A 21,787-nucleotide genomic window follows, 5' to 3' on the forward strand; every position below is an offset into this window, starting at 1 on the left:
GGGGAACAATGTGGGGGGTGCGCATCTTCATGCGCTCGGCCGGGATGCGCCACTCGGCGGCCTCCAGGTCGAACTCTTCCCAGCGCGCCTCGATCAGCTCACCGGTGCGCACGAACGTGAACGCCATCAGCTTCATGGCCAGGCGGGTTGCCGGCGTGCCGCGGTAGCCTTCGATCTTGCGCAGCAGCTCGGGCAGCTCCTTGGCTTCCACCCGGGCATAGTGGGTCTTCGTCCGCGACTTGAGAGCATCCGCAGGCCTCACATCCGCGGCGGGGTTGCGCTGTGCACGGCCATGGGCGATCGCGTACCGGAATATCTGGCCGCAGGTCTGCCAGGCACGCTTGGCGATGTCGCCGGCGCCGCGCGCCTCGATCCTCTTCACCACGGTCAGCAGCTCGGGTGCCGTGATCGCGGCGATGGGCCGCGGGCCCAGGGTGGGGAACACATCGGCCTCGAGACGGCGCATCACGTACTCGGAATGCCGCGCGGTCTTGGTGTCCTTCCAGTGGGTGAACCAGGCGCGCGCCACCACCTCGAAGTTGTTGGCCAGCGCGGCCTCGTGGGCGGCCTTGGCGATCTTCTTGGCGGCCACCGGATCCAGGCCTGTCTTCAACTCGTCGCGTGCGGTATCGCGAGCCCGGCGAGCCATGGCCAGCGAGACAGCCGGATAGCTGCCCAGCGCCAGGCGTTTCTCCTTGCCGCCGTAGCGGTACTTCCAGCGCCAGAGCTTGCCACCGGTGGGCACGACCTCCAGATAGAGGCCCCCACTGTCGGCCAGGCGCAGGCGGACCTTGTCCGGGGGGCATTTCGCGTTCTTGCAGGTGGTGTCGGTGAGGGCCATGGTGGGGGAATCTCCTGGCCGACGGGGGAATTTCTCCATCGGTGCCCCCAAGCTTGCCCCCGTTGATGACTCGATGTCAAAGGACCACTCTGGACCCTACAGGGCTATTCCCCCAAATGAAAAAGCCCGCTTGCGCGGGCTTTTTGGACCGGTTTGGAGTTACCGGGACTCATATCTGGCGGAGAGGGCGGGATTCGAACCCGCGGTGGGGATTAGCCCACACACGCTTTCCAGGCGTGCGACTTAAACCGCTCATCCACCTCTCCGCGAAGCCTGCGATTGTAGCAGGCCGTGGCGGGGGTCAGCCTGGGGTCTTGGTGGTGCCGATCATCTTCATGGCCGAGCCGATGAGGGAGGAGACTTCGGTCATGTTGCTGGGCACGATGAGTGTGGTGGTGGCGTCGGCCGCGACCTTGCCGTAGGCGTCCACGGCTTTTTCGGCCACCTTGAGTTGCACGGCGTCCTGGCCGCCGGGCTGGCGGATCGCTTCGGCCACCTGGCGGATGGCGCCCGCGGTGGCTTCGGCGACCGCGAGGATGGCGGCGGCTTCGCCTTGGGCCTTGTTGATCTCGGCCTGCTTCTCGCCCTCTGAGCGCGCGATGAAGGCCTCGCGCTCGCCGGTGGCGATGTTGATCTGCTCCTGGCGGCGGCCTTCGGAGGCGGCAATGAGGGCGCGCTTCTCGCGCTCGGCCGTGATCTGGGCTTGCATGGCTCGCAGGATCTCGGCCGGTGGGGTCAGGTCCTTGATTTCGTAGCGCAGCACTTTCACGCCCCAGTTCAGCGCCGCTTCGTCGATGGCGGAGACCACTTGCGCGTTGATCATGTCGCGTTCCTCGAAGGTCTTGTCCAGTTCCAGCTTGCCGATGACGGAGCGCAGCGAGGTCTGGGCGAGTTGTGTGACGGCGATGATGTAGTTGGACGAGCCGTAGCTGGCGCGCATGGGGTCGGTGACCTGGAAGTACAGGATGCCGTCGACCTGGAGCTGGGTGTTGTCGCGCGTGATGCAGACCTGGCTGGGCACGTCGAGCGGGATCTCCTTGAGGCTGTGCTTGTAGGCGACCTTGTCGATGAAAGGCACGAGGAAGTTCAGGCCGGGTGCAAGGGAGGCGTGGTACTTGCCCAGCCGCTCGACCACCCAGGCATTCTGCTGTGGGACCACTTTGACGGCGCGGACGACGAAGATGGCGGCGATGATGAGCAGGACGAGAGCGAGTTCCATGTCGGTGTTTCCCTGGGAAGGTTGTTGAATGAAGGTGCGTGGGGGTTGCGTTCAGACCTTGTCCACCAGCAGGCGGTTGCCCACCAGTTCGGCGACGCGGTAGCTGCCCGGGGTGGGGGCGTTGCCCGGGCGTTGGATCACGGTCCACTGAGCTCCCCGGTACTTGACGCTCGCGGTGCCATCGGGGTTCCATTCCTCGATGTGAAGAATTTCGCCGACGTCGAGGTTGACGCTGCGCAGGGACCGCACGGAAGGGTCGCCCGCGCGGCGCTTCTTGGCCACATAGCAGCCGACCACCGCGGCGGCTCCAACCAGGGCTGCAATCACCATCTCGGCCACCATCCCCAGGCCCGCGTGTGCCGCGAGCGCGCCCGCCACCAGGCCAATGGCCAGCATGAGCAGGTAGAAGGTGCCTGTGAAGAGCTCCAGTGCGACGGCGGAACCGGCCAGCAGCCACCACAGGGTTGTATCGGACATATGCGCTCCTCTGTTTGAACGAACGAAGGCCGGTCGAATCTGCTCCTGGGTGTGGAGGCTTCAGTGTGCGGCCGGCGCCACATTCTGCGGCAAAAGTGCGCCGCATTCCGCTGGGTGCCACGCGATTTCCGTACACTTCGCGCCTGTTTTGCCGCTGTGGAGCGCCCGGTTCCCTGTGCCCCTTTTCCTGTGCCCGCGATCACGCGGCTGGAGATTCAGATGAAATTTCGCTTTCCCATTGTGATCATCGATGAGGATTTCCGTTCGGAGAACACCTCCGGGCTGGGCATCCGTGCGCTGGCACAGGCCATCGAGACCGAAGGCTTCGAGGTGGTGGGTGTCACCAGCTACGGCGACATGAGCCAGTTCGCGCAACAGCAGAGCCGCGCCAGCGCGTTCATCCTGTCCATCGACGACGAGGAGTTCGGCCTGAGCGAGGACACGGATCCCGTGGTGCTCAATCTGCGCAACTTCATCGACGAGGTCCGCCGCAAGAACGCCGATGTGCCGATCTACATCTACGGCGAAACCAAGACCAGCCGCCACCTGCCCAACGACATCCTGCGCGAGTTGCACGGCTTCATCCACATGTTCGAGGACACGCCGGAGTTCGTGGCGCGCCACATCATCCGCGAGGCCAAGAGCTACCTCGAGGGCATCCAGCCGCCGTTCTTCAAGGCGCTGCTGGACTACGCGGAGGACGGTTCCTATTCCTGGCACTGCCCCGGGCATTCGGGTGGCGTGGCGTTCCTCAAGAGCCCCGTGGGCCAGATGTTCCACCAGTTCTTCGGTGAAAACATGCTGCGCGCCGACGTGTGCAACGCGGTCGAGGAACTGGGCCAATTGCTGGACCACAACGGTGCCATCGGTGCGAGCGAGCGCAACGCCGCGCGCATCTTCAATGCCGACCACTGTTTCTTCGTGACCAACGGCACCAGCACCAGCAACAAGATGGTGTGGCACCACACGGTGGCGCCGGGCGACGTGGTGGTGGTGGACCGAAACTGCCACAAGTCGGTGCTGCACAGCATCATCATGACGGGCGCGATCCCTGTCTTCCTCAAGCCCACGCGCAACCACTACGGCATCATCGGTCCGATCCCGCAAAGCGAGTTCGGCATCGAGGCCATCCAGGCCAAGATCCGCGCCAACCCACTGCTGTCAGGGGTGGATGCCGACACGGTCAAGCCGCGCGTGCTCACGCTCACGCAGTCCACCTACGACGGCGTGCTCTACAACACGGAGGCCATCAAGCAGATGCTGGATGGCTACGTGGCCAATCTGCACTTTGATGAAGCCTGGCTGCCGCACGCGGCGTTCCATCCGTTCTATGGCAACTTCCACGCCATGGGCAAGAAGCGCGCACGGCCCAAGGAGTCGGTGGTGTACTCCACCCAATCCATCCACAAGCTGCTCGCGGGTATCAGCCAGGCCAGCCATGTGCTGGTACAGGACTCGCAGAACGTCAAGCTTGACCGCCACCTCTTCAACGAGGCCTATCTGATGCACACCAGCACCAGCCCGCAGTACGCGATCATCGCCAGTTGCGACGTGGCCGCCGCGATGATGGAGCCGCCTGGCGGCCGCGCGCTGGTGGAAGAGAGCATCTTCGAAGCGCTGGACTTCCGCCGTGCCATGCGCAAGATCGAAGGCGAGTTTGGCGACAACGACTGGTGGTTCAAGGTCTGGGGTCCGGATGACCTGGCCGAGGAGGGGATGGGCGCCACCCGGGACTGGATGCTCAACCCGCCCGATGGCCCGGGCGGCAAGGACTGGCATGGCTTTGGCGACATGGCACCTGGCTTCAACATGCTCGATCCGATCAAGGCCACCATCGTCACCCCGGGTCTGAACCTGGATGGCCGTTTCGAGCCCGAGGGCATCCCCGCGTCCATCGTCACCAAGTTCCTTGCCGAGCATGGGGTGGTGGTGGAGAAGACCGGCCTCTACAGCTTCTTCATCATGTTCACCATCGGCATCACCAAGGGCCGCTGGAACACCCTGCTCACCGCGCTGCAGCAGTTCAAGGACGACTACGCCAAGAACCAGCCCATGTGGCGCATCCTGCCCGAGTTCTGCCAGAAGCACCCGCGCTACGAGCAGATGGGCCTGCGCGACCTGTGCCAGCATGTGCACGAGATGTACGCGCGCTACGACATCGCCCGCCTGACCACCGAGATGTACCTGAGCGACCTCACGCCGGCCATGAAGCCCAGCGATGCGTTCGCGCACATCGCGCAGCGCACCACCGAGCGCGTGCCGATCGACGCGTTGGAGGGTCGCATCACGACCAGCCTGGTCACACCCTACCCGCCGGGTATTCCGCTGCTCATCCCCGGCGAGGTGTTCAACCGGAAAATCGTGGACTACCTCAAGTTCGCGCGCGAGTTCAATGTGCAATGCCCGGGCTTCGAGACCGACATCCACGGCCTGGTCGAGGTGGTGGACATCGACGGCCGCAAGAGCTATTTCGCCGACTGCGTGAAAGCCTGATGGCGGGCAGGCCGGCTGCCGGTCGCTTTCAGCGCGCCGGGCCGTCTGGCTGCTGGCGCAGGAAGCTGGCGAAGCGTGGCACGCCGCTGGCATTGACGCCGCGGTAGCGGTAGGTCACCCAGGTGCCGATGGGGGGTGGGTTGTCGCGCTGCGCATCGCTCAGGCCGGTGCCGAGCCGAAAACGCACGCCCTGCGGGGTTTCCACCAGCAGGGCGCCCAGTCGGCCCTCATGACGCCCCTTGCCGGGCAGGTGGGCGATCACGCGGGCCTCGGCGTCGTCGTGGGTTTTCACCTTCAGCAGATCGTCGCTGCGCAAGGCCCGGTAGGGCGCGTCGGCCCGGTGCAGCATCAGACCTTCGCCACCATCCCGCACCACGCGATCCAGGCGCGCCATCAGCGCGGCATGGCTGATCACCCGTTCCTGGGGCACGGCCTGCACCCAGGGCTCGTCGATCTGCTGGACCAGGCCGTGGTAAGCAGCGATGCGCTCGGTGAACGGTCCGGCGTGCGACGGCAGGTCGAACACCATGTAGCGGACGCGGCGCCAGGCCTCTTCATCCGGCGCCTGCCGGCGTACGGTGGACAGGGCCATCTCGAAGCGGCCCCGTCCCGCCCACAACTCTCCATCCATGGGCGTGGCCGGCCAGCGGGCGGTAAACCAGGCCGGCGCGGCGACGACCTCGCCGCCGCGGGTGATCAGTTGCCGCCCATTCCAGTAGGCGCGCACACCGTCGTACTTCTCGCTCACCCAGTAGGCGTCCAGCGGAACGCCAGGACGGTAGACCTCGGCCAGCATGAGGGCTGGCGCGCTCGCCGCGCGCGCGGCCCGGGGCAGGGCGGCGGCGCAGGCCAGGGCCAGCAGGCCGCCCAGGAATGCACGGCGCGGAAGGCGCGTCGGCTTCAAGGGTGGGCCGGACTCAGAGCATGGGCTGGCTGTCGCGGCTCACGCCCGTGGTCTGGGCATAGCCGCCGTCCACATAGGTGATTTCCGCGGTCACGCCAGAGGCCAGGTCGGACAGCAGGAAGGCGGCCACGTTGCCCACTTCCTCGATGGTGACGTTGCGGCGGATCGGTGCCGCGCTGGCCACCAGATTGAGCAGCTTGCCTAAGTCCTTGATGCCGCTGGCGGCCAGCGTCTTGATCGGGCCGGCGCTGATGCCGTTGGCGCGGATGCCCTTGGGGCCGAGCGATTCGGCCAGGTAGCGCACCGAAGCCTCCAGGCTCGCCTTGGCCAGGCCCATGGTGTTGTAGTTGGGCACCACGCGGATCGCACCCATGTAGCTCAAGGTGAGCAGGGAGGCCTTGTCATTGAGGTAGGGCAGCGCCGCCTTCGCCATGCCCGGGAAGCTGTAGGCGCTGATGTCGTGCGCGATGCGGAACGCCTCGCGCGAGAGGCCTTCGAGGAAGTCGCCTGTGATGGCCTCGCGCGGGGCGAAGCCGATGCTGTGCACGAAGCCGTCGAACTTGGGCCAGGTCTGCGAGAGGTCACTGAACAGCTTTTCGATCTGCGCATCATCGGCGACGTCGCAATCAAAGATCAGGCTGGAGTTGAAATCGGCCGCGAACTCGGTGATGCGGTCCTTGAAGCGTTCGCCCACGTAGCTGAAGGCGAGTTCGGCACCTTGTTCATGGCAGGCTTTGGCAATGCCGTAGGCGATGGAGCGGTTGGACAGCACGCCCGTGATCAGCAGTTTCTTGCCAGCGAGAAAACCCATTTTTGAAGTCTCCGGTGAAAAATCCGCCAGAATTGTCGCATGCATGTCACCGCCCCTCGTTCACGCAGTCGTCTTGCCGCGTTCTGCGTGGCCGCTCTGCTGGCGGTGGGCAGCCAGCCGCTTTGGGCGGCCCATGGCTACGCCCTCTGGGGTGACCTCAAGTACCCGCAGGGCTTCGCGCATTTCGACTACGTGAACCCTCAGGCTCCCCAGGGAGGCGAGCTGAGGCTGGTGAGCAACCAGCGTGTCTCTACGTTCGACAAGTACAACCCGTTCACCATCCGCGGTTCGGCGCCGGCCTATCTGGCCGGCCTGATGTTCGACACCCTGTTGACGTCGTCGCTGGACGAGACTGCCTCGGCCTACGGGCTGCTGGCCGGTGACGTCGCCGTGGCGCCCGACGGTTTGTCCGTGACCTTCAAGCTTCGCCCGGAGGCACGCTTTCACAATGGGGATCCGGTGCTGGCGGCCGACGTGCGCCACAGCTACGAAACCCTGATCGGGCCGCACACCATGCCGGCCTACAAAACGCTGCTGGAGGATGTCGCCGGGCTGGACGTGATCGACGAGCGGACCGTGCGCTTTCGCTTCAAGCGGCCCAATCGCGAGCTGCCTCTCACGGTGGGTGCGATCCCCATCTTCAGCCGCCAATGGGGCATGGAGAATGGCAAGCCCAAGCCGTTCGACCAGGTGGTGATGGACATTCCCATTGGCAGCGGGCGGTACAGGATCGGGCCGGTGTCCTTTGGCCGCGACATCACTTACCTGCGAGATCCCAACTACTGGGGGCGTGATCTCAACGTCAAGCGGGGCACCGACAACTTCGACCGCATCACGGTCAAGATCTACAAGGACAACACGGCCCGCCTGGAAGGCTTCAAGGCCGGTGAATACGACCTGATGCAGGTGTTTTCCGCCGGAGACTGGGCGCGTCGGGTGAACGGCAAGCGCTTTGACAGCGGTGAGCTGGTCAAGGGTGTGTTCCCGCACCGGCTGCCGTCGGGATTCCAGAGCTATGTGCTCAACACGCGCAACCCCAAGCTGGCCGACGCGCGCGTGCGCGAGGCCCTGGGGCTGGCGCTGGACTACGAGTGGATGAACCGGCAGATGTTCTACAACTCCTACCAACGCGTGAGCGGCCTGTTCGGCAATACCGACTGTGAAACCCGGGGCACGCCCTCGGCCGAAGAGCTGGCGCTGCTCGATCCTTGGCGCGGCAAGGTGCCCGATGCGGTGTTCGGCCCCATGGCGGTGCCGCCACGCACCGATGGCGACTCGTCATTGCGCGCGAACCTGCGGCGGGCCCGCACCTTGCTGGAGGAGGCCGGGTGGCGCGTGCGCGACGGCGCGCTGCGCAATGCCCAGGGCCAGGCCATGGAGCTGGAGTACCTGGACAGCCGCGAGGGCGGCGTGCGCACGGTCGCCCCCTGGATCCGCAACCTGCAGAAGCTGGGCATCCGCCTGAACTTCCGTTCGGTGGATTTCGCGCTCTACCAACAGCGCCTGGACCGCTTTGACTACGAGATCATCTCCATCGCCTTCCCCGGCACCAACAACCCGGGGCAGGAGTACCTTGACATGTTTGGCAGCAAGGCGGCCGACGTGGAGGGCTCCGGCAACTTCGCGGGCGTCAGGAGCCCGGCGGTCGATGCGCTGGTGCGCCGCATGACCAGCGCGCGCAGCAAGGCCGAGCTGCTGCCTGCCTGCCATGCACTGGAACGCGTGATCGCGCACAGCCATTACCTGATTCCGCAGTGGACGGTGAGCGAGCACCGCATGGCCTACAACGCGGCACGGCTGGACAAGCCTCGGCAGATGCCGCCCTACACACAGGCCGAAACCTGGGCCATCAGCACCTGGTGGGCGAGGAGGTGACGAACATGTGGGTCTACATCCTCAAGCGCCTCTTGCTCATGTTGCCCACGCTGTTGGGCGTTCTGCTGCTCACCTTCGTGGTGATCCAGTTCGTGCCCGGAGGTCCGGTGGAGCAGTACCTGTCCGACGCGCGTGCGGGGGCGGGGCCGGGCGGTACCGAAGGCAGTGGCATGACCTACCGCGGTGCGCAGGGCGTCGATGCGCAGCGGTTGGAGCAGATCAAGGCCCTGTATGGCTTCGACAAGCCCGCGCACGTGCGCTTCGTGGAGATGCTGGGCCGCTTCGCGCGCTTCGACCTGGGCAACAGTTTCTTCCAGAACAAGCCGGTGAGCCAGCTCATCATGGAAAAGCTACCGGTGTCCATCACCCTCGGCCTCTGGACATTCTTCATCAGCTATGGCGTGGCGGTGCCGCTGGGCGTAGCCAAGGCGGTGCGCGCAGGCTCGAAGTTCGACCTCATCACCACCTTGCTGGTGCTCATCGGCTACGCCATCCCTGGTTTCGTGCTCGGCGTGGCGCTGCTGGTGGTCTTCGGTGGTCAACTGCAGTGGTTCCCGTTGCGCGGCCTGACCTCGTCCAACTGGGACGAACTCAGCTGGGGCGCGCGGATTGTCGACTACCTCTGGCACATCACCCTGCCGGTCACCGCCATGGTACTGGGCAGCTTCGCCGTCACGGCCATGCTGACCAAGAACGCTTTCCTGGAAGAGATCCGCAAGCAGTACGTCATGACCGCGCGGGCCAAGGGCCTGCAGGAGCGGCAGGTGCTGTGGAAGCACGTGTTTCGCAACGCGCTCATTCCTATCGTCACCGGCTTCCCGGCGGCGTTCATCGGGGCGTTCTTCACCGGCGCCCTGTTGATCGAAACCCTGTTCTCGCTGGATGGACTGGGCTTGCTCAGCTATGAAAGCGTGATCCGCCGCGACTACCCCGTGGTCATGGGGACGCTGTTCCTGTTCACCCTGATCGGCCTGGTGACCAAGTTGATCTCCGATCTTTGCTACGTGTGGGTGGATCCGCGCGTAAGGTTCGACTGATGGGAGCGCCACAGGTCTCGCTCAGTCCGGGCCGGCGTGCCTGGCAGCGCTTCAAGCGCAATCGCCTGGGTTATTGGAGCCTGGTCGTCTTCAGCGTGCTGGTGGTGGCGAGCCTGTTCGCCGAGGTGCTGTCCAACGACCGGCCGCTGCTGGTCCGGTACGAGGGGCATACGTATTTCCCCATCGTCCGGGACTACCCGGAGACGATGTTCGGCGGCGACTTCGAAACCCCGACCGATTACCTCGATCCGTTCATCCGCGAGCAGATCACCCGCGGTGGCAACTGGGCGGTGTACGCGCCCAACCCCTATGGCGCGCAGACCATCAACTACTTTGCAGAAAACCCCAATCCCTCCGCGCCGACGCGGGCCAACTGGCTGGGCACCGACGACCGTGGCCGCGATCTGCTGGCCCAGTTGATCTATGGGTTTCGTGTCAGCGTGCTGTTCGCGCTGGCGCTGACGGCCATGGGCGTGGTGCTGGGTGTGATCACCGGCGCCATCCAGGGCTTCTTCGGCGGCAAGACGGACCTGGCCTTCCAACGCTTCATCGAAATCTGGGGCTCCATGCCCGAGCTCTACCTGTTGATCATTTTTTCGGCCGTGTTCGCGCCCAGCGTCGGCCTGCTGCTGGTGCTGCTCAGCCTGTTCGGCTGGATGGGCTTGTCCGACTACGTGCGCGCGGAGTTCCTGCGCAACCGCCAGTTGGACTATGTGCGCGCGGCACGCGCGATGGGACTGTCAAACGCCCAGATCATCTGGCGCCACGTGCTGCCCAACAGCCTCACGCCGGTGGTGACCTTCCTGCCTTTTCGCATGAGCGCGGCCATCCTGGCGCTGACCTCGCTGGACTTTCTCGGCCTGGGCGTGCCGCCCGGGACTCCGTCGCTCGGCGAATTGCTCAGCCAGGGCAAGAACAGCATCGACGCCTGGTGGATTTCGCTGTCCACCTTTGGCGTGCTGGTGCTCACGCTGCTGCTGCTTACCTTCATGGGCGACGCCCTGCGCGATGCCCTGGATCCGCGAAAGGCCGATCGATGAGCGAGGCGCCGATGCTGCTGGATGTGCGTGGCCTTCGCGTGGCCTTCGGTGGTCATGAGGTGGTGCACGGCATCGACTTCACGCTGCGTGCCGGAGAAAAGCTCGCTCTGGTCGGTGAATCCGGCTCTGGCAAGACGGTGTCGGCGCTTTCGCTGCTGCGGTTGGTGCAGAACGCCGAGGTCGGCGGTTCGGCTCTGCTGCAGGGGCGTGACCTGCTGGCCATGGGCGAACGCGAGTTGCGTGGGGTGCGCGGCGACGAGGTCGCCATCGTGTTCCAGGAGCCCATGAGTGCGCTCAACCCGCTCTACACCGTGGGCGACCAGATCGGCGAAGTGCTGCAGCTCAAGAAGGGACTCACGTTGCGCCAGGCGCGGGCCTCGGCCATCGAACTGCTGGCTTCCACCGGTATTCCCGAGCCTGCCCGCCGTGCCGGCGCTTTTCCGCACCAGCTCAGCGGCGGCCAGCGCCAGCGCGCCATGATCGCCATGGCGCTGGCCAGCGCGCCGAGGCTGCTGCTGGCCGACGAGCCCACCACCGCGCTGGACGTGAGCCTGCGCGGGCAGATTCTCGAACTGCTGTCCGACCTCCAGCGCCAGCATGGCATGGCGGTGCTGCTGATCACGCACGACCTGAACCTGGTGCGGCGCTTTGCCGACCGTGTGGCGGTGATGGAGCGCGGGCACCTGGTGGAGCAGGGCGCGGTGCACGATGTGTTCTCTTCACCCCGGCACGCCTATACGCGCAAGCTCCTGGCCAGCAGGCCCGAACGCGACGTGGTCGAGGCCAAGCGGGGCGAAGCGGCCGAGCCTGTCTTGCGGGCGCAGAAGCTGCGCGTCGGGTATCCCGTGCGCCTGCCCGGCCTGCGCGGTTGGTTTCGCTCGGGCGAATTCGTGGCGGTACAGGGCGCTGACCTGAGCCTGTTGCCTGGGCAAACCCTGGGCGTGATCGGCGAGTCGGGTTCGGGCAAGTCCACATTGGCGTTGGCGGTGCTGGGCCTGCTGCCTTACCAGGGCCACCTCAGCGTGGCCGGCTCCGACTGGGCGCAGGCGCGCCGTGGTGGCGCCACGCGCGCCTTGCGCCAACGGGTTCAGGTCGTGTTCCAGGACCCGTTCTCCTCCCTGTCTCCGCGCCTGACCATCGAGCAGATCGTGGGCGAGGGACTGACCGTGCACCAGCCGCAGCTCGATGCCGCCCAACGGCGCGAGCGCGTGGTCACGTTGCTCGCGGAGGTCGGCCTGGTGAGCGATCCAGCCAGTGGCTTTGGCTGGCTGCAGCGCTACCCGCACGAGTTCTCTGGCGGACAGCGCCAGCGCCTGGCCATTGCCAGGGCACTCATCGTCGAGCCCCAGTTGCTGGTGCTCGACGAGCCCACCAGCGCCCTGGACGTGACGGTGCAGAAACAGGTGCTGGCGCTGCTGCAGCGGCTGCAACGCGAACGCGGCCTGAGCTACCTGCTGATCACCCACGACGTCGATGTGATCCGCGCCATGGCCCATCAGGTGGTGGTGATGAAGGACGGCGCATTGGTCGAGAGCGGCGATGCGCAGGACCTGCTGGCTTCGCCGCAGCACCCGTACACCCGCATGCTGGTGCAGGCTGCGGCTTGATCTGCATCAGGCGGATGCCGGCACGGCCAGGGTATAACGCCCGTCATGCCTTCCTCCGCCCGTGCCCCCGTGGCCGTGACCCTGCATTCGCCCTGGCGCTGGCTCGCCCTGGGCTGGGCTGACCTGCGGCGCAACCCCGTGCCGGGTTTGGTCCATGGGCTGCTGATTGCGGCCTTTGGCGCTCTGCTGCTCTGGGCCGCGCGTGACCGCTTCTGGCTCTTGGCAGGTGCCTTTTCCGGCTTCCTGATCGTTGCGCCCATTCTGGCCACTGGCCTCTATGCGGTGAGCCGGGGGTGCGAAAGCGGGCGCTGCGTCGGCCTGCGCGAGGTACTGGCGCTCTGGCGCTCGGGCGATGGCCGGCTCATGCGCTTTGGCCTGTTGCTGGCCCTGGCTGGCACCGGCTGGGTCCTGACCTCGGCCGGGTTGATCACGCTGTGGTCGCCGGTGCCGATCCAGAAGCCGCTCGATTTCCTTCGCCATGTGGTGCTGGCGCCACCGGTCGGCCTGTTCGAGGTCTGGCTGCTGCTGGGTGCGCTGCTGGCGGCGCCGGTCTACGCCTCGACCGTGGTGGCGCTGCCCATGCTGGTGGACACCCGTGCCGGTGTCGGGGAGGCGGTCGCGCAGAGCTGGCGGGCCGTTGCTACCCACCCTGGGCCAACGGTGCTGTGGGCGGTGCTGATTGCCGTGCTGGTGGGGGTGGGCATGCTGGCGGCCCTGCTGGGGTTGGTGGTGGTCATACCGCTCATCGGCCATGCCAGCTGGCACGCCTACCGCGACCTGAGCGCCGCCTCGCAACGGGCCTGAACCATGGAAGCGACCGTTTTCGGGTTCACCGAGGGGCAGATCGCCCAATTCGGCCTGACCTTCGGGGTCGGGGCCTTCATCCTGTACATGCTGTTCATCGTGTTCAACCTGGCCCGGGAGTCCAAGGCAGGGCGTTTTGGCACCTTCGTGCTGTTCCTGGTGCTCTCGTTCGGCATGCTGGGTTTCCTGGCCAAGACGCTCATTCAATGGGTGCTTGGCATCTGAAGCGCGGTGGGCGGGTTGCAAGACGGGGGGTATAGACGCTACAATCCCTGCTTCACGACCAGTTGGGCGGGTAACTACCGGCCCTTTTTTTTTGGCCGAACGCTTTTGGGGCATTCATCGCAAAGATGGCTTGGCAGGACACCGTCGCGCAAACCGTTACCGGACTGGGTTTCGACCTGGTGGAGCTGGAGCGCTCCGCCGGCGGCCTGCTGCGCGTGACCATCGACTGGCCCTGGGCCCTGCCCACGCCGGGTGCGCCTGCCGCCGAAGAGCGTTTCGTCACGGTCGAAGATTGCGAAAAGGTCACGCGGCAACTCCAGTACCTGCTGGAAGTGGAAGGCGTGGAGTACCGTCGGCTGGAGGTTGGTTCACCGGGCATTGACCGCCCGCTGCGCAGCGAAGCCGACTATGCGCGTTTCGAAGGGCAGGTGGTGGACATCACCCTGAAAGCGCCCATTGGTGTGACCGGCACAGACGTGGCGGCCAACCGCAAGAAGTTTCGCGGCACGCTGGAGCGTGCCGATGGTGGGCAGTGGCAACTGGTCTGGAGCGACGAGCCGGCACCCAAGCCAGGTCAGCGCGTCAGCAAGAAGCGCGTGCCGGCGCCGCTGCAGGCCATGCAGTTCGTGCCGGGCGACGTGCAGCAGGCGCGACTGGCACCGATCGTGGATTTCAAGGGGCGCAAGTCCCCAGGCGCGGCCGGGCCGCGGACAGATGATTGAAAAAAACGCCCCGGACAGGGGCACGCTATTCGTATTCGGAAAGGTGGGCGAGTGAAATGAACCGCGAAATGTTGATGCTGATCGATGCCATCTCGCGCGAAAAGAACGTCGAGCGCGACGTGGTGCTGGGCGCCGTGGAGCAGGCGTTGGCTTCGGCCACCAAGAAACTCTACAAGGGCGAAGTGGACATCCGCGTCGCCATGGACCCCGACACCGGCGCCTACGAGACCTTCCGCCGCTGGTTGGTCGTGCCCGATGAGGCCGGACTGCAGAACCCGGACGCCGAAGAGCTGCTCTCTGACGCGCGCGACGAGATCGCCGACATCGAGGAGGGCGACTACATCGAGAAGCCGGTGGAAAGCGTGCCGATCGGCCGTATCGGCGCCATGGCCGCCAAGCAGGTCATCCTGCAGAAGATCCGAGATGCCGAACGCGAGATGCTGCTCAACGACTTCATGTCGCGTGGCGACAAGATCTTCGTTGGCACCGTCAAACGCATGGACAAGGGCGACCTGATTGTCGAGAGCGGTCGTGTCGAAGGCCGGCTCAAGCGCAGCGAGATGATCCCCAAGGAGAACTTCCGTACGGGCGATCGCGTGCGCGCCATGATCATGGAGGTCGATCTCACCCTGCGCGGCGCGCCCATCCTGCTGTCGCGCTCTGCGCCGGCTTTCATGATCGAGCTGTTCCGCCAGGAAGTGCCCGAGATCGAACAGGGCCTGCTGGAGATCAAGAACTGCGCCCGCGACCCCGGCTCCCGCGCCAAGATCGCCGTGCACACCAACGACCGGCGCATCGACCCCATCGGCACCTGCGTGGGCGTGCGTGGCTCGCGCGTCAATGGCGTGACCAACGAGCTCGCTGGCGAGCGCGTGGACATCGTGCTGTGGTCCGAAGACCCGGCGCAGTTTGTCATTGGCGCGCTGGCGCCGGCCAATGTGGTCTCCATCGTGGTGGACGAAGAACGCCATGCAATGGACGTGGTGGTGGACGAGGAGAACCTGGCCATCGCCATCGGCCGTGGCGGGCAGAACGTTCGCCTGGCGTCCGAGCTGACGGGCTGGCGCATCAACATCATGACCGCCGACGAATCCGCCCAGAAGCAGGCCGAGGAGGCCGACGGCATCCGCAAGCTCTTCATGGCCAAGCTGGACGTGGACCAGGAGATCGCCGACATCCTGATCGAGGAAGGCTTCACCAGCCTTGAGGAAGTGGCCTACGTGCCGCTGCAGGAAATGCTGGAGATCGAATCCTTCGACGAGGACACCGTCAACGAGCTGCGCACCCGTGCCAAGGACGCCTTGCTGACCATGGAAATCGCTCGCGAGGAAAGCGTGGAAGAGGTGTCGCAGGACCTGCGCGACCTGGATGGCCTGACGCCGGAGCTGATCGCCAAGCTGGCCGAAGCCGGCATCCACACCCGCGACGACCTGGCCGATCTGGCCACCGACGAATTGACCGAAATCACCGCACAGACGCCTGAAGAGGCCACGGCGCTGATCATGCAGGCCCGCGCGCACTGGTTCACCGGTGACGAAGCGCAGTCCACGACCTGACCAGCGGAGGCCCGCGGAGAAAGACACGAACCCATGACCAGTACCACCGTCGCCGAACTGGCTGCCGAGCTGAACAAACCCACGTCCACCCTGCTGGAGCAATTGGCTGCAGCCGGGGTGCCCAAGTCTGCCGGGACCGATGCGGTCACCGAATCCGACAAGCAGTCCCTGCTGGGCCATCTCAAGGCCAGCCATGGGACCGCTGGCGGCGAGCGCAAGAAGATCACCCTCGTCAAGAAGTCGACCTCCGAGATCAAGCAGGCCGACTCGACCGGGCGCGCCCGCACCATCCAGGTGGAGGTTCGCAAGAAGCGCACCTTCATCAAGCGCGATGACGAGGTGGCCGTGCCGGAACCCGTCGCTGCCGCTCCCGCACCTGCGCCGGCACCCGCGCCCGCACCTGTGGTGGACCACGAAGAACTGGCGCGCCGCGAAGCCGAGGCCCAGCGCCAGGCCGAACTGCTGCGCCGCCAGGAAGAGGAACTGACTCAGAGGCGGCAGGCTCGCGAGGCACAGGAAGCACGCGAGGCACAGGAACGCGCAGCCGCTGAAGAGGCTGCGCGTGCCGCCGCGCAAGCGAAGGCGGCGGAAGCCAGCGCGGCAGCGCCGGCTCCCGCGGCGCCTGCGCCCGCCGCGGCACCAGCTGCCGCCACCCGTGTGGTCAAGGACGCGGCCAAGCCTGCGGCGGCCACCACGGCCACGCGCGTGCCTGGCGACAAGGCCGCCGCCGATGCCAAGCGCGCCGAGGAACAGCAACGCGCCCTGGACCTGGAAGAGCGCCGCCGCAAGGCCGAAGCCGAGGCCGCCAACATCCGCGCGATGATGAACGCGCCTGCGCGCACGCTGGTGGCCAAGAAGCCCGAGCCGGCGGCCGATGCCAAGGCGGGCATCAAGGGTACGCTGCACAAGCCCGCCGGTACGGCCGCCAAGGCGCCGTCCACCGCGGCACCTGCGGCGGCCGGTGTCGCGGGCAAGAAAGAGGTCAAGTCCGAGAACCTGTCCTCCACCTGGAAGGACGACGCGGCCAAGAAGAAGGAAATCAAGACCCGTGGCGACACCAGCGCCGGGCGCAGCAACTGGCGCAGCGGCCCCAAGGGCCGTCGCAACGACCGCGATGCGCGCGACGGTGGCCAGAGCGGCTTCGTGGCGCCGACCGAGTTCAAGGTGATCGAAGTGCACGTGCCCGAGACCATCACGGTGGCCGAGCTCGCGCACAAGATGAGCCTGAAGTCCTCGGAGGTCATCAAGCAGCTCATGAAGCTGGGCCAGATGGTCACCATCAACCAGCCGCTGGACCAGGACACCGCCATGATCGTGGTGGAAGAACTGGGCCACAAGGCTGTGGTAGCCGCGTTGGATGATCCGGAAGCGTTCACCGATGAAGAAGCGTCCCAGCACGTTGCCGAACTGCTGCCGCGAGCACCGGTGGTGACGGTCATGGGCCACGTGGACCACGGCAAGACCTCGCTGCTGGATTACATCCGCCGCGCCAAGGTGGCCGCGGGCGAGGCCGGTGGCATCACGCAGCACATCGGGGCCTACCATGTGGAGACGCCGCGCGGCATGATCTCCTTCCTGGACACCCCGGGCCACGAGGCGTTCACCGCCATGCGCGCGCGCGGTGCCCAGGCCACGGACATCGTGATCCTGGTGTGCGCGGCCGACGACGGCGTCATGCCGCAGACCAAGGAAGCCATCAAGCACGCGAAGGCGGCGGGTGTGCCGATGGTGGTGGCTCTGACCAAGATCGACAAGCCGGGCATCAACGTCGAGAAGGTCCGTTCGGAACTCATCGCCGAAGAGGTGGTGCCCGAGGAGTTCGGTGGCGATACGCCGTTCGTGGGCGTTTCCGCCAAGACCGGCGAAGGCATCGACTCCCTGCTGGAGCAGGTGCTGCTGCAGGCCGAGGTGCTGGAGCTCAAGGCGGCGGTGGATGCCATGGCCAAGGGCCTGGTGATCGAAGCACGCCTGGACAAGGGCCGCGGCGCCGTCGCCACGGTGCTGGTGCAGAGCGGCACGCTCAAGGTGGGTGACGTGGTCCTGGTGGGCCAGACCTCCGGCCGCGTGCGCGCCATGCTCGACGAGAATGGCAAGCCGGTGAAGACCGCCGGACCGTCGATCCCGGTCGAGATCCAGGGCCTGTCCGAGGTGCCGCACGCGGGTGACGACTTCATGGTGCTGACCGACGAGCGCCGCGCGCGCGAGATCGCCACGTACCGGGCGGGCAAGTTCCGCAACACCAAGCTGGCCAAGCAGCAGGCAGCCAAGCTGGAGAACATGTTCTCCGACATGGCTGCTGGCGAGGTCAAGGTGCTGCCCATCATCGTCAAGGCCGATGTGCAGGGTTCGCAGGAAGCGCTCTCGGCCTCGCTGCTCAAGCTGTCGACCGAAGAGGTCAAGGTGCAGCTGGTGTTCGCGGGCGTGGGTGGCATCAGCGAATCCGACGTCAACCTGGCGATCGCGTCCAAGGCCATCATCATCGGCTTCAACGTGCGCGCCGACGTCGGCGCGCGCAAGCTGGCCGAAGGCAACGACGTCGAGCTGCGCTACTACAACATCATCTACGACGCGGTGGACGACCTGAAGGCCGCCATGTCCGGCCTGCTGGCCCCCGAGAAGCGCGAGGAAGTCATTGGTGGCGCGGAAATCCGCACGGTGTTCGTGGCCTCCAAGATCGGCACGGTGGCGGGCTGCATGGTCACCTCTGGCATGGTCACGCGCAACGCGCACTTCCGCCTGCTGCGCGACAACGTGGTCATCTACACCGGCGAGATCGACTCGCTCAAGCGCCTCAAGGACGATGTGCGCGAGGTCAAGGAAGGCTTCGAGTGCGGTATCAAGCTCAAGAACTACAACGACATCAAGGAAGGTGATCAGTTGGAGTTCTTCGAAGTCAAGGAAGTGGCTCGGACGCTGTAAGCCATGCCTCGCAAAGCCTCATCGACTCCCAACCGCGGTTTCCGCGTGGCCGACCAGATCCAGCGGGATCTGGCGGAGTTGATCGCGCGCGAGCTCAAGGACCCGCGGGTAGGCATGGTCACGATCAACGCGGTCGAGGTCACGCCAGACTATGCGCATGCCAAGGTGTTCTTCAGCCTGCTCACCGGTGACCCGGAAGAGACCCAACAGGGTCTCAACGCGGCCGCCGGATTCCTGCGCAACGGCCTGTTCAAGCGATTGCACATCCACACCGTGCCGACGCTGCATTTCGTGTTCGACCGCACCACCGAGCGTGCGGCGGACATGAACGCCTTGATTTCCAAGGCGGTCGCCTCGCGTTCCAAAGACGAGGGCTGAGGATGCACGCGCCACGCACACGGGTGCAACGGCGCCCTGTGCATGGGGTGTTGCTGCTCGACAAGCCGCTGGGTCTCTCCAGCAACCAGGCCTTGCAAAAGGCCAAGTGGTTGTTGCGCGCCGAGAAGGCCGGTCACACCGGAACGCTGGATCCGCTGGCCAGCGGCGTGCTGCCGCTGTGCTTTGGCGCGGCCACCAAGTTCAGCCAGTTGCACCTGGAGGCCGACAAGACCTACGAGACCACGGTGCGCCTGGGTGTGCGCACCAGCACCGGCGATGCCGAAGGCGATGTGGTGCAGACGCAGCCGGTCACGTGCACGGTGGGCCAGGTGGTGGAGGTGCTGGACCGTTTTACCGGGCCCATCACTCAGGTGCCTCCCATGCACAGCGCGCTCAAGAAGGACGGCAAACCGCTGTACGCCTACGCCCGCGACGGTGAGGAGGTGGAGCGTGCGCCGCGCGCCGTGGTCATCCACGACCTGGAGCTTCTGGACATGCAGCTGGATGGCGAGGCTCCGCACATCCGCCTGCGTGTCTGCTGCAGCAAGGGGACCTATATCCGGACGCTGGGCGAGGACATCGCGCTCGCCTTGGGTTGTGGCGGACACCTCACCGCGCTGCGGCGCGTTGCCACCGGCGGTTTCGATGCGTCGCGCTGCATCTCGCTGTCCGCGCTCGAAGCGCTGGAAGAGCCTTCGCGGCTGGCGGCGCTGCTGCCGGTGCAAACCCTGCTGGAGGGACACGAGCGTGTCACGCTGGGCGCCGAAGATGCCGCCCGTTTCCTCAGCGGTCTGCGCCGCCGCGGCCCCTGGGCCGACAGCGCGCGCGTGGCCGTCTATGGCCCACCCACTGACGAGTCAGCGCAGGAGCCTGTGCTGCTGGGCACCGCCCACGTGCAGGCGGGCGAACTCATTCCGGGGCGACTCCTGAGCCCCACCGATATCCGACAGATCCAGGAAACCTCACGGGAAACCGCTACATCATGAGCAAACCAATTCGCAATATCGCCATCATCGCCCACGTGGACCATGGCAAGACCACCATGGTCGACCAGCTCCTGCGCCAGTCCGGCACCTTCGCCGAGCACGAGAAAATGATCGACACCGTGATGGACAGCAACGCCATCGAGCGTGAGCGCGGCATCACCATCCTGGCCAAGAACTGTGCGGTGCGCTGGAAGGACACGCACATCAACATCGTGGACACCCCGGGCCACGCGGACTTCGGCGGCGAAGTGGAGCGCGCCCTGTCCATGGTGGACGGTGTGGTGCTGCTGATCGATGCGCAGGAAGGCCCCATGCCGCAGACCCGCTTCGTGACCAAGAAGGCGCTGGCCCTGGGCCTGCGGCCCATCGTGGTTGTCAACAAAGTGGACAAGCCCGGCGCCAACCCCGACAAGGTGATCAACGCCGCCTTCGACCTGTTCGACAAGCTCGGCGCCACCGACGAGCAACTGGACTTTCCCGTGGTCTATGCCTCCGGCATCAACGGCTGGACCTCGATGGAGGAGGGCGCGCCCGGCGAACAGTGGGGTCCTGACATGTCGGCCCTGTTCGACACCATCCTCCAGCACGTGCCGGCGCACCAGGGCGACCCCAATGCCCCGCTGCAGTTGCAGATCTCGGCACTGGACTTCTCCTCCTTCGTGGGTCGCATCGGCGTGGGCCGCATCAATGCCGGCACTCTCAAGCCGGGCATGGACGTGCAGGTGATGGAGGGGGCGGACGGCCCGTCTTACAAGGGCCGCGTCAACCAGGTGCTGACCTTCCAGGGCCTGGACCGCGTGCAGGCCGCCGAGGCGGGCCCCGGAGACATCGTGCTCATCAACGGCATTGCCGACATCGGCATCGGCGTGACCGTGACCGACCCGGCCAACCCCGCGCCGCTGCCCATGCTGAAGGTGGATGAGCCCACGCTGACCATGAACTTCTGCGTCAACACCAGCCCCTTGGCGGGGCGCGAAGGCAAGTTCGTCACCAGCCGCCAGATCTGGGACCGGCTGCAGAAAGAGCTGCAGAGCAACGTGGCCTTGCGGGTCAAGGAAACCGACGAGGACGGCGTGTTCGAGGCCTCCGGCCGTGGCGAACTGCACCTGACCATCCTGCTGGAAAACATGCGCCGGGAAGGCTATGAGCTCGCGGTCTCCAAACCGCGCGTGGTGTTCCGCGACGTCAACGGCGAACGCCACGAACCCATTGAACTCGTGACCGCCGACATCGAGGAACAGCACCAGGGTGGCGTGATGCAGGCGCTGGGCGAACGAAAAGGCGAACTGGTGAACATGGAACCCGATGGCCGGGGCCGTGTACGCCTGGAGTACCGCATTCCCGCACGCGGGCTGATCGGTTTCACCAACGAGTTCCTCAACCTGACCCGCGGCTCTGGCCTGATCTCCAACATCTTTGACGGTTACGAGCCGCACAAGGGTGACATCGGCGGACGCAAGAACGGCGTGCTGATCTCCATGGACGACGGCGAGATCTTCACCTACGCGCTGGGCAAGCTGGACGACCGCGGCCGCATGTTCGTGCGGGCGGGCGACCCGGTGTACGAGGGGATGATCGTGGGCATCCACAGCCGCGACAACGACCTCGTCGTCAACGCCACGCGCACCAAGCAGCTCACCAACTTCCGCGTCAGCGGCAAGGAGGACGCGATCAAGATCACGCCTCCGATCGATCTCACGCTGGAGTACGGCGTGGAATTCATCGAGGACGATGAGCTGGTGGAGATCACGCCCAAGAGCATCCGCCTGCGCAAGCGTTTCCTCAAGGAGCACGAGCGCAAGCGCGCCTCGCGCGATGCCTGACAACTTGCGCTCGCCCTGAGCCAGTCGAAGGGCTGCGCAACCGGCAACCTTTGGCCTGGGCCCTTCGAAC

The 21,787-nt window shown here is 65.8% G+C and carries 18 protein-coding genes and 1 tRNA gene; 13 read left to right on the forward strand and 6 right to left on the reverse strand.

Features of this window, described 5'->3' with window-relative positions; translation table 11 throughout:
- From KIT53_RS18570 to KIT53_RS18585, 4 genes are all read right to left on the reverse strand, one after another.
- A partial coding sequence (locus tag KIT53_RS18570; protein ID WP_297755833.1) for an integrase arm-type DNA-binding domain-containing protein occupies positions 1–841 on the reverse strand: 841 nt, incomplete at its 3' end.
- Between the two features lie 176 nt (positions 842–1,017).
- A tRNA-Ser gene (locus KIT53_RS18575) sits at positions 1,018–1,107 on the reverse strand.
- 35 nt (positions 1,108–1,142) lie between these two features.
- Complete coding sequence (locus tag KIT53_RS18580; protein WP_297755835.1) at positions 1,143–2,060, reverse strand: stomatin-like protein; 918 nt, start codon at positions 2,058–2,060, stop codon at positions 1,143–1,145.
- A gap of 51 nt (positions 2,061–2,111) precedes the next feature.
- The gene (locus tag KIT53_RS18585; protein WP_297755837.1) at positions 2,112–2,537 is read right to left on the reverse strand and encodes an NfeD family protein; all 426 of its coding nucleotides are present in this window, start codon (positions 2,535–2,537) and stop codon (positions 2,112–2,114) included.
- Between the two features lie 219 nt (positions 2,538–2,756).
- On the opposite strand from KIT53_RS18585, the gene KIT53_RS18590 reads away from it, so the two are divergent.
- On the forward strand, positions 2,757–5,030 hold the full coding sequence (locus KIT53_RS18590) for an arginine/lysine/ornithine decarboxylase (protein WP_297755839.1): 2,274 nt from the start codon (positions 2,757–2,759) through the stop codon (positions 5,028–5,030).
- Positions 5,031–5,058: 28 nt separating this feature from the next.
- Here KIT53_RS18590 and KIT53_RS18595 read toward each other — a convergent pair whose 3' ends face one another.
- Together KIT53_RS18595 and fabI are read right to left on the reverse strand one after the other, a co-directional pair.
- Positions 5,059–5,892, reverse strand: coding sequence for a DNA ligase (locus KIT53_RS18595; protein ID WP_297755905.1), 834 nt, complete (start codon positions 5,890–5,892; stop codon positions 5,059–5,061).
- Between the two features lie 55 nt (positions 5,893–5,947).
- A complete protein-coding gene (gene fabI / locus KIT53_RS18600; protein WP_297755907.1) occupies positions 5,948–6,745 on the reverse strand; it encodes an enoyl-ACP reductase FabI in 798 nt (265 codons plus the stop codon).
- Between the two features lie 39 nt (positions 6,746–6,784).
- Here fabI and KIT53_RS18605 point away from each other — a divergent pair, with 39 nt between their 5' ends.
- From KIT53_RS18605 to typA, 12 genes are all read left to right on the forward strand, one after another.
- Positions 6,785–8,620, forward strand: a complete 1,836-nt coding sequence (locus KIT53_RS18605) for an extracellular solute-binding protein (protein WP_297755841.1) — start codon at positions 6,785–6,787, stop codon at positions 8,618–8,620.
- 5 nt (positions 8,621–8,625) lie between these two features.
- Positions 8,626–9,657 (forward strand): ABC transporter permease subunit, encoded by a 1,032-nt coding sequence (locus KIT53_RS18610; protein WP_297755843.1) that lies wholly within the window; start codon positions 8,626–8,628, stop codon positions 9,655–9,657.
- Complete coding sequence (locus tag KIT53_RS18615) at positions 9,657–10,697, forward strand: ABC transporter permease (RefSeq protein WP_297755845.1); 1,041 nt, start codon at positions 9,657–9,659, stop codon at positions 10,695–10,697. The genes KIT53_RS18610 and KIT53_RS18615 overlap by 1 nt, the downstream gene beginning before the upstream one ends.
- A complete protein-coding gene (locus tag KIT53_RS18620) occupies positions 10,694–12,304 on the forward strand; it encodes a dipeptide ABC transporter ATP-binding protein (RefSeq protein WP_297755847.1) in 1,611 nt (536 codons plus the stop codon). The genes KIT53_RS18615 and KIT53_RS18620 overlap by 4 nt, the downstream gene beginning before the upstream one ends.
- 45 nt (positions 12,305–12,349) lie before the next feature.
- Positions 12,350–13,108: a DUF2189 domain-containing protein gene (locus KIT53_RS18625; protein ID WP_297755849.1), complete on the forward strand. Its 759-nt coding sequence runs from the start codon at positions 12,350–12,352 to the stop codon at positions 13,106–13,108.
- Between the two features lie 3 nt (positions 13,109–13,111).
- Positions 13,112–13,333 (forward strand): DUF2788 domain-containing protein, encoded by a 222-nt coding sequence (locus KIT53_RS18630; protein WP_297755851.1) that lies wholly within the window; start codon positions 13,112–13,114, stop codon positions 13,331–13,333.
- Positions 13,334–13,458: 125 nt separating this feature from the next.
- Positions 13,459–14,055 (forward strand): ribosome maturation factor RimP, encoded by a 597-nt coding sequence (rimP, locus tag KIT53_RS18635; protein WP_297755853.1) that lies wholly within the window; start codon positions 13,459–13,461, stop codon positions 14,053–14,055.
- Positions 14,056–14,111: 56 nt separating this feature from the next.
- Complete coding sequence (gene nusA / locus KIT53_RS18640) at positions 14,112–15,611, forward strand: transcription termination factor NusA (RefSeq protein WP_297755855.1); 1,500 nt, start codon at positions 14,112–14,114, stop codon at positions 15,609–15,611.
- A gap of 33 nt (positions 15,612–15,644) precedes the next feature.
- A complete protein-coding gene (infB, locus tag KIT53_RS18645) occupies positions 15,645–18,530 on the forward strand; it encodes a translation initiation factor IF-2 (protein ID WP_297755857.1) in 2,886 nt (961 codons plus the stop codon).
- Between the two features lie 3 nt (positions 18,531–18,533).
- Positions 18,534–18,908 (forward strand): 30S ribosome-binding factor RbfA, encoded by a 375-nt coding sequence (gene rbfA, locus KIT53_RS18650; protein WP_297755859.1) that lies wholly within the window; start codon positions 18,534–18,536, stop codon positions 18,906–18,908.
- Positions 18,909–18,910: 2 nt separating this feature from the next.
- Positions 18,911–19,894, forward strand: coding sequence for a tRNA pseudouridine(55) synthase TruB (gene truB / locus KIT53_RS18655; protein ID WP_297755861.1), 984 nt, complete (start codon positions 18,911–18,913; stop codon positions 19,892–19,894).
- Positions 19,891–21,717 carry a translational GTPase TypA gene (gene typA / locus KIT53_RS18660; RefSeq protein ID WP_297755863.1) on the forward strand — a complete coding sequence of 609 codons (1,827 nt, stop codon included), beginning with the start codon at positions 19,891–19,893 and terminating at the stop codon, positions 21,715–21,717. Before truB ends, typA begins: the two co-directional genes overlap by 4 nt.
- Positions 21,718–21,787: the final 70 nt, after the last annotated feature.

Source organism: Hydrogenophaga sp., assembly GCF_026125785.1.
GTDB lineage: Bacteria > Pseudomonadota > Gammaproteobacteria > Burkholderiales > Burkholderiaceae_C > Hydrogenophaga.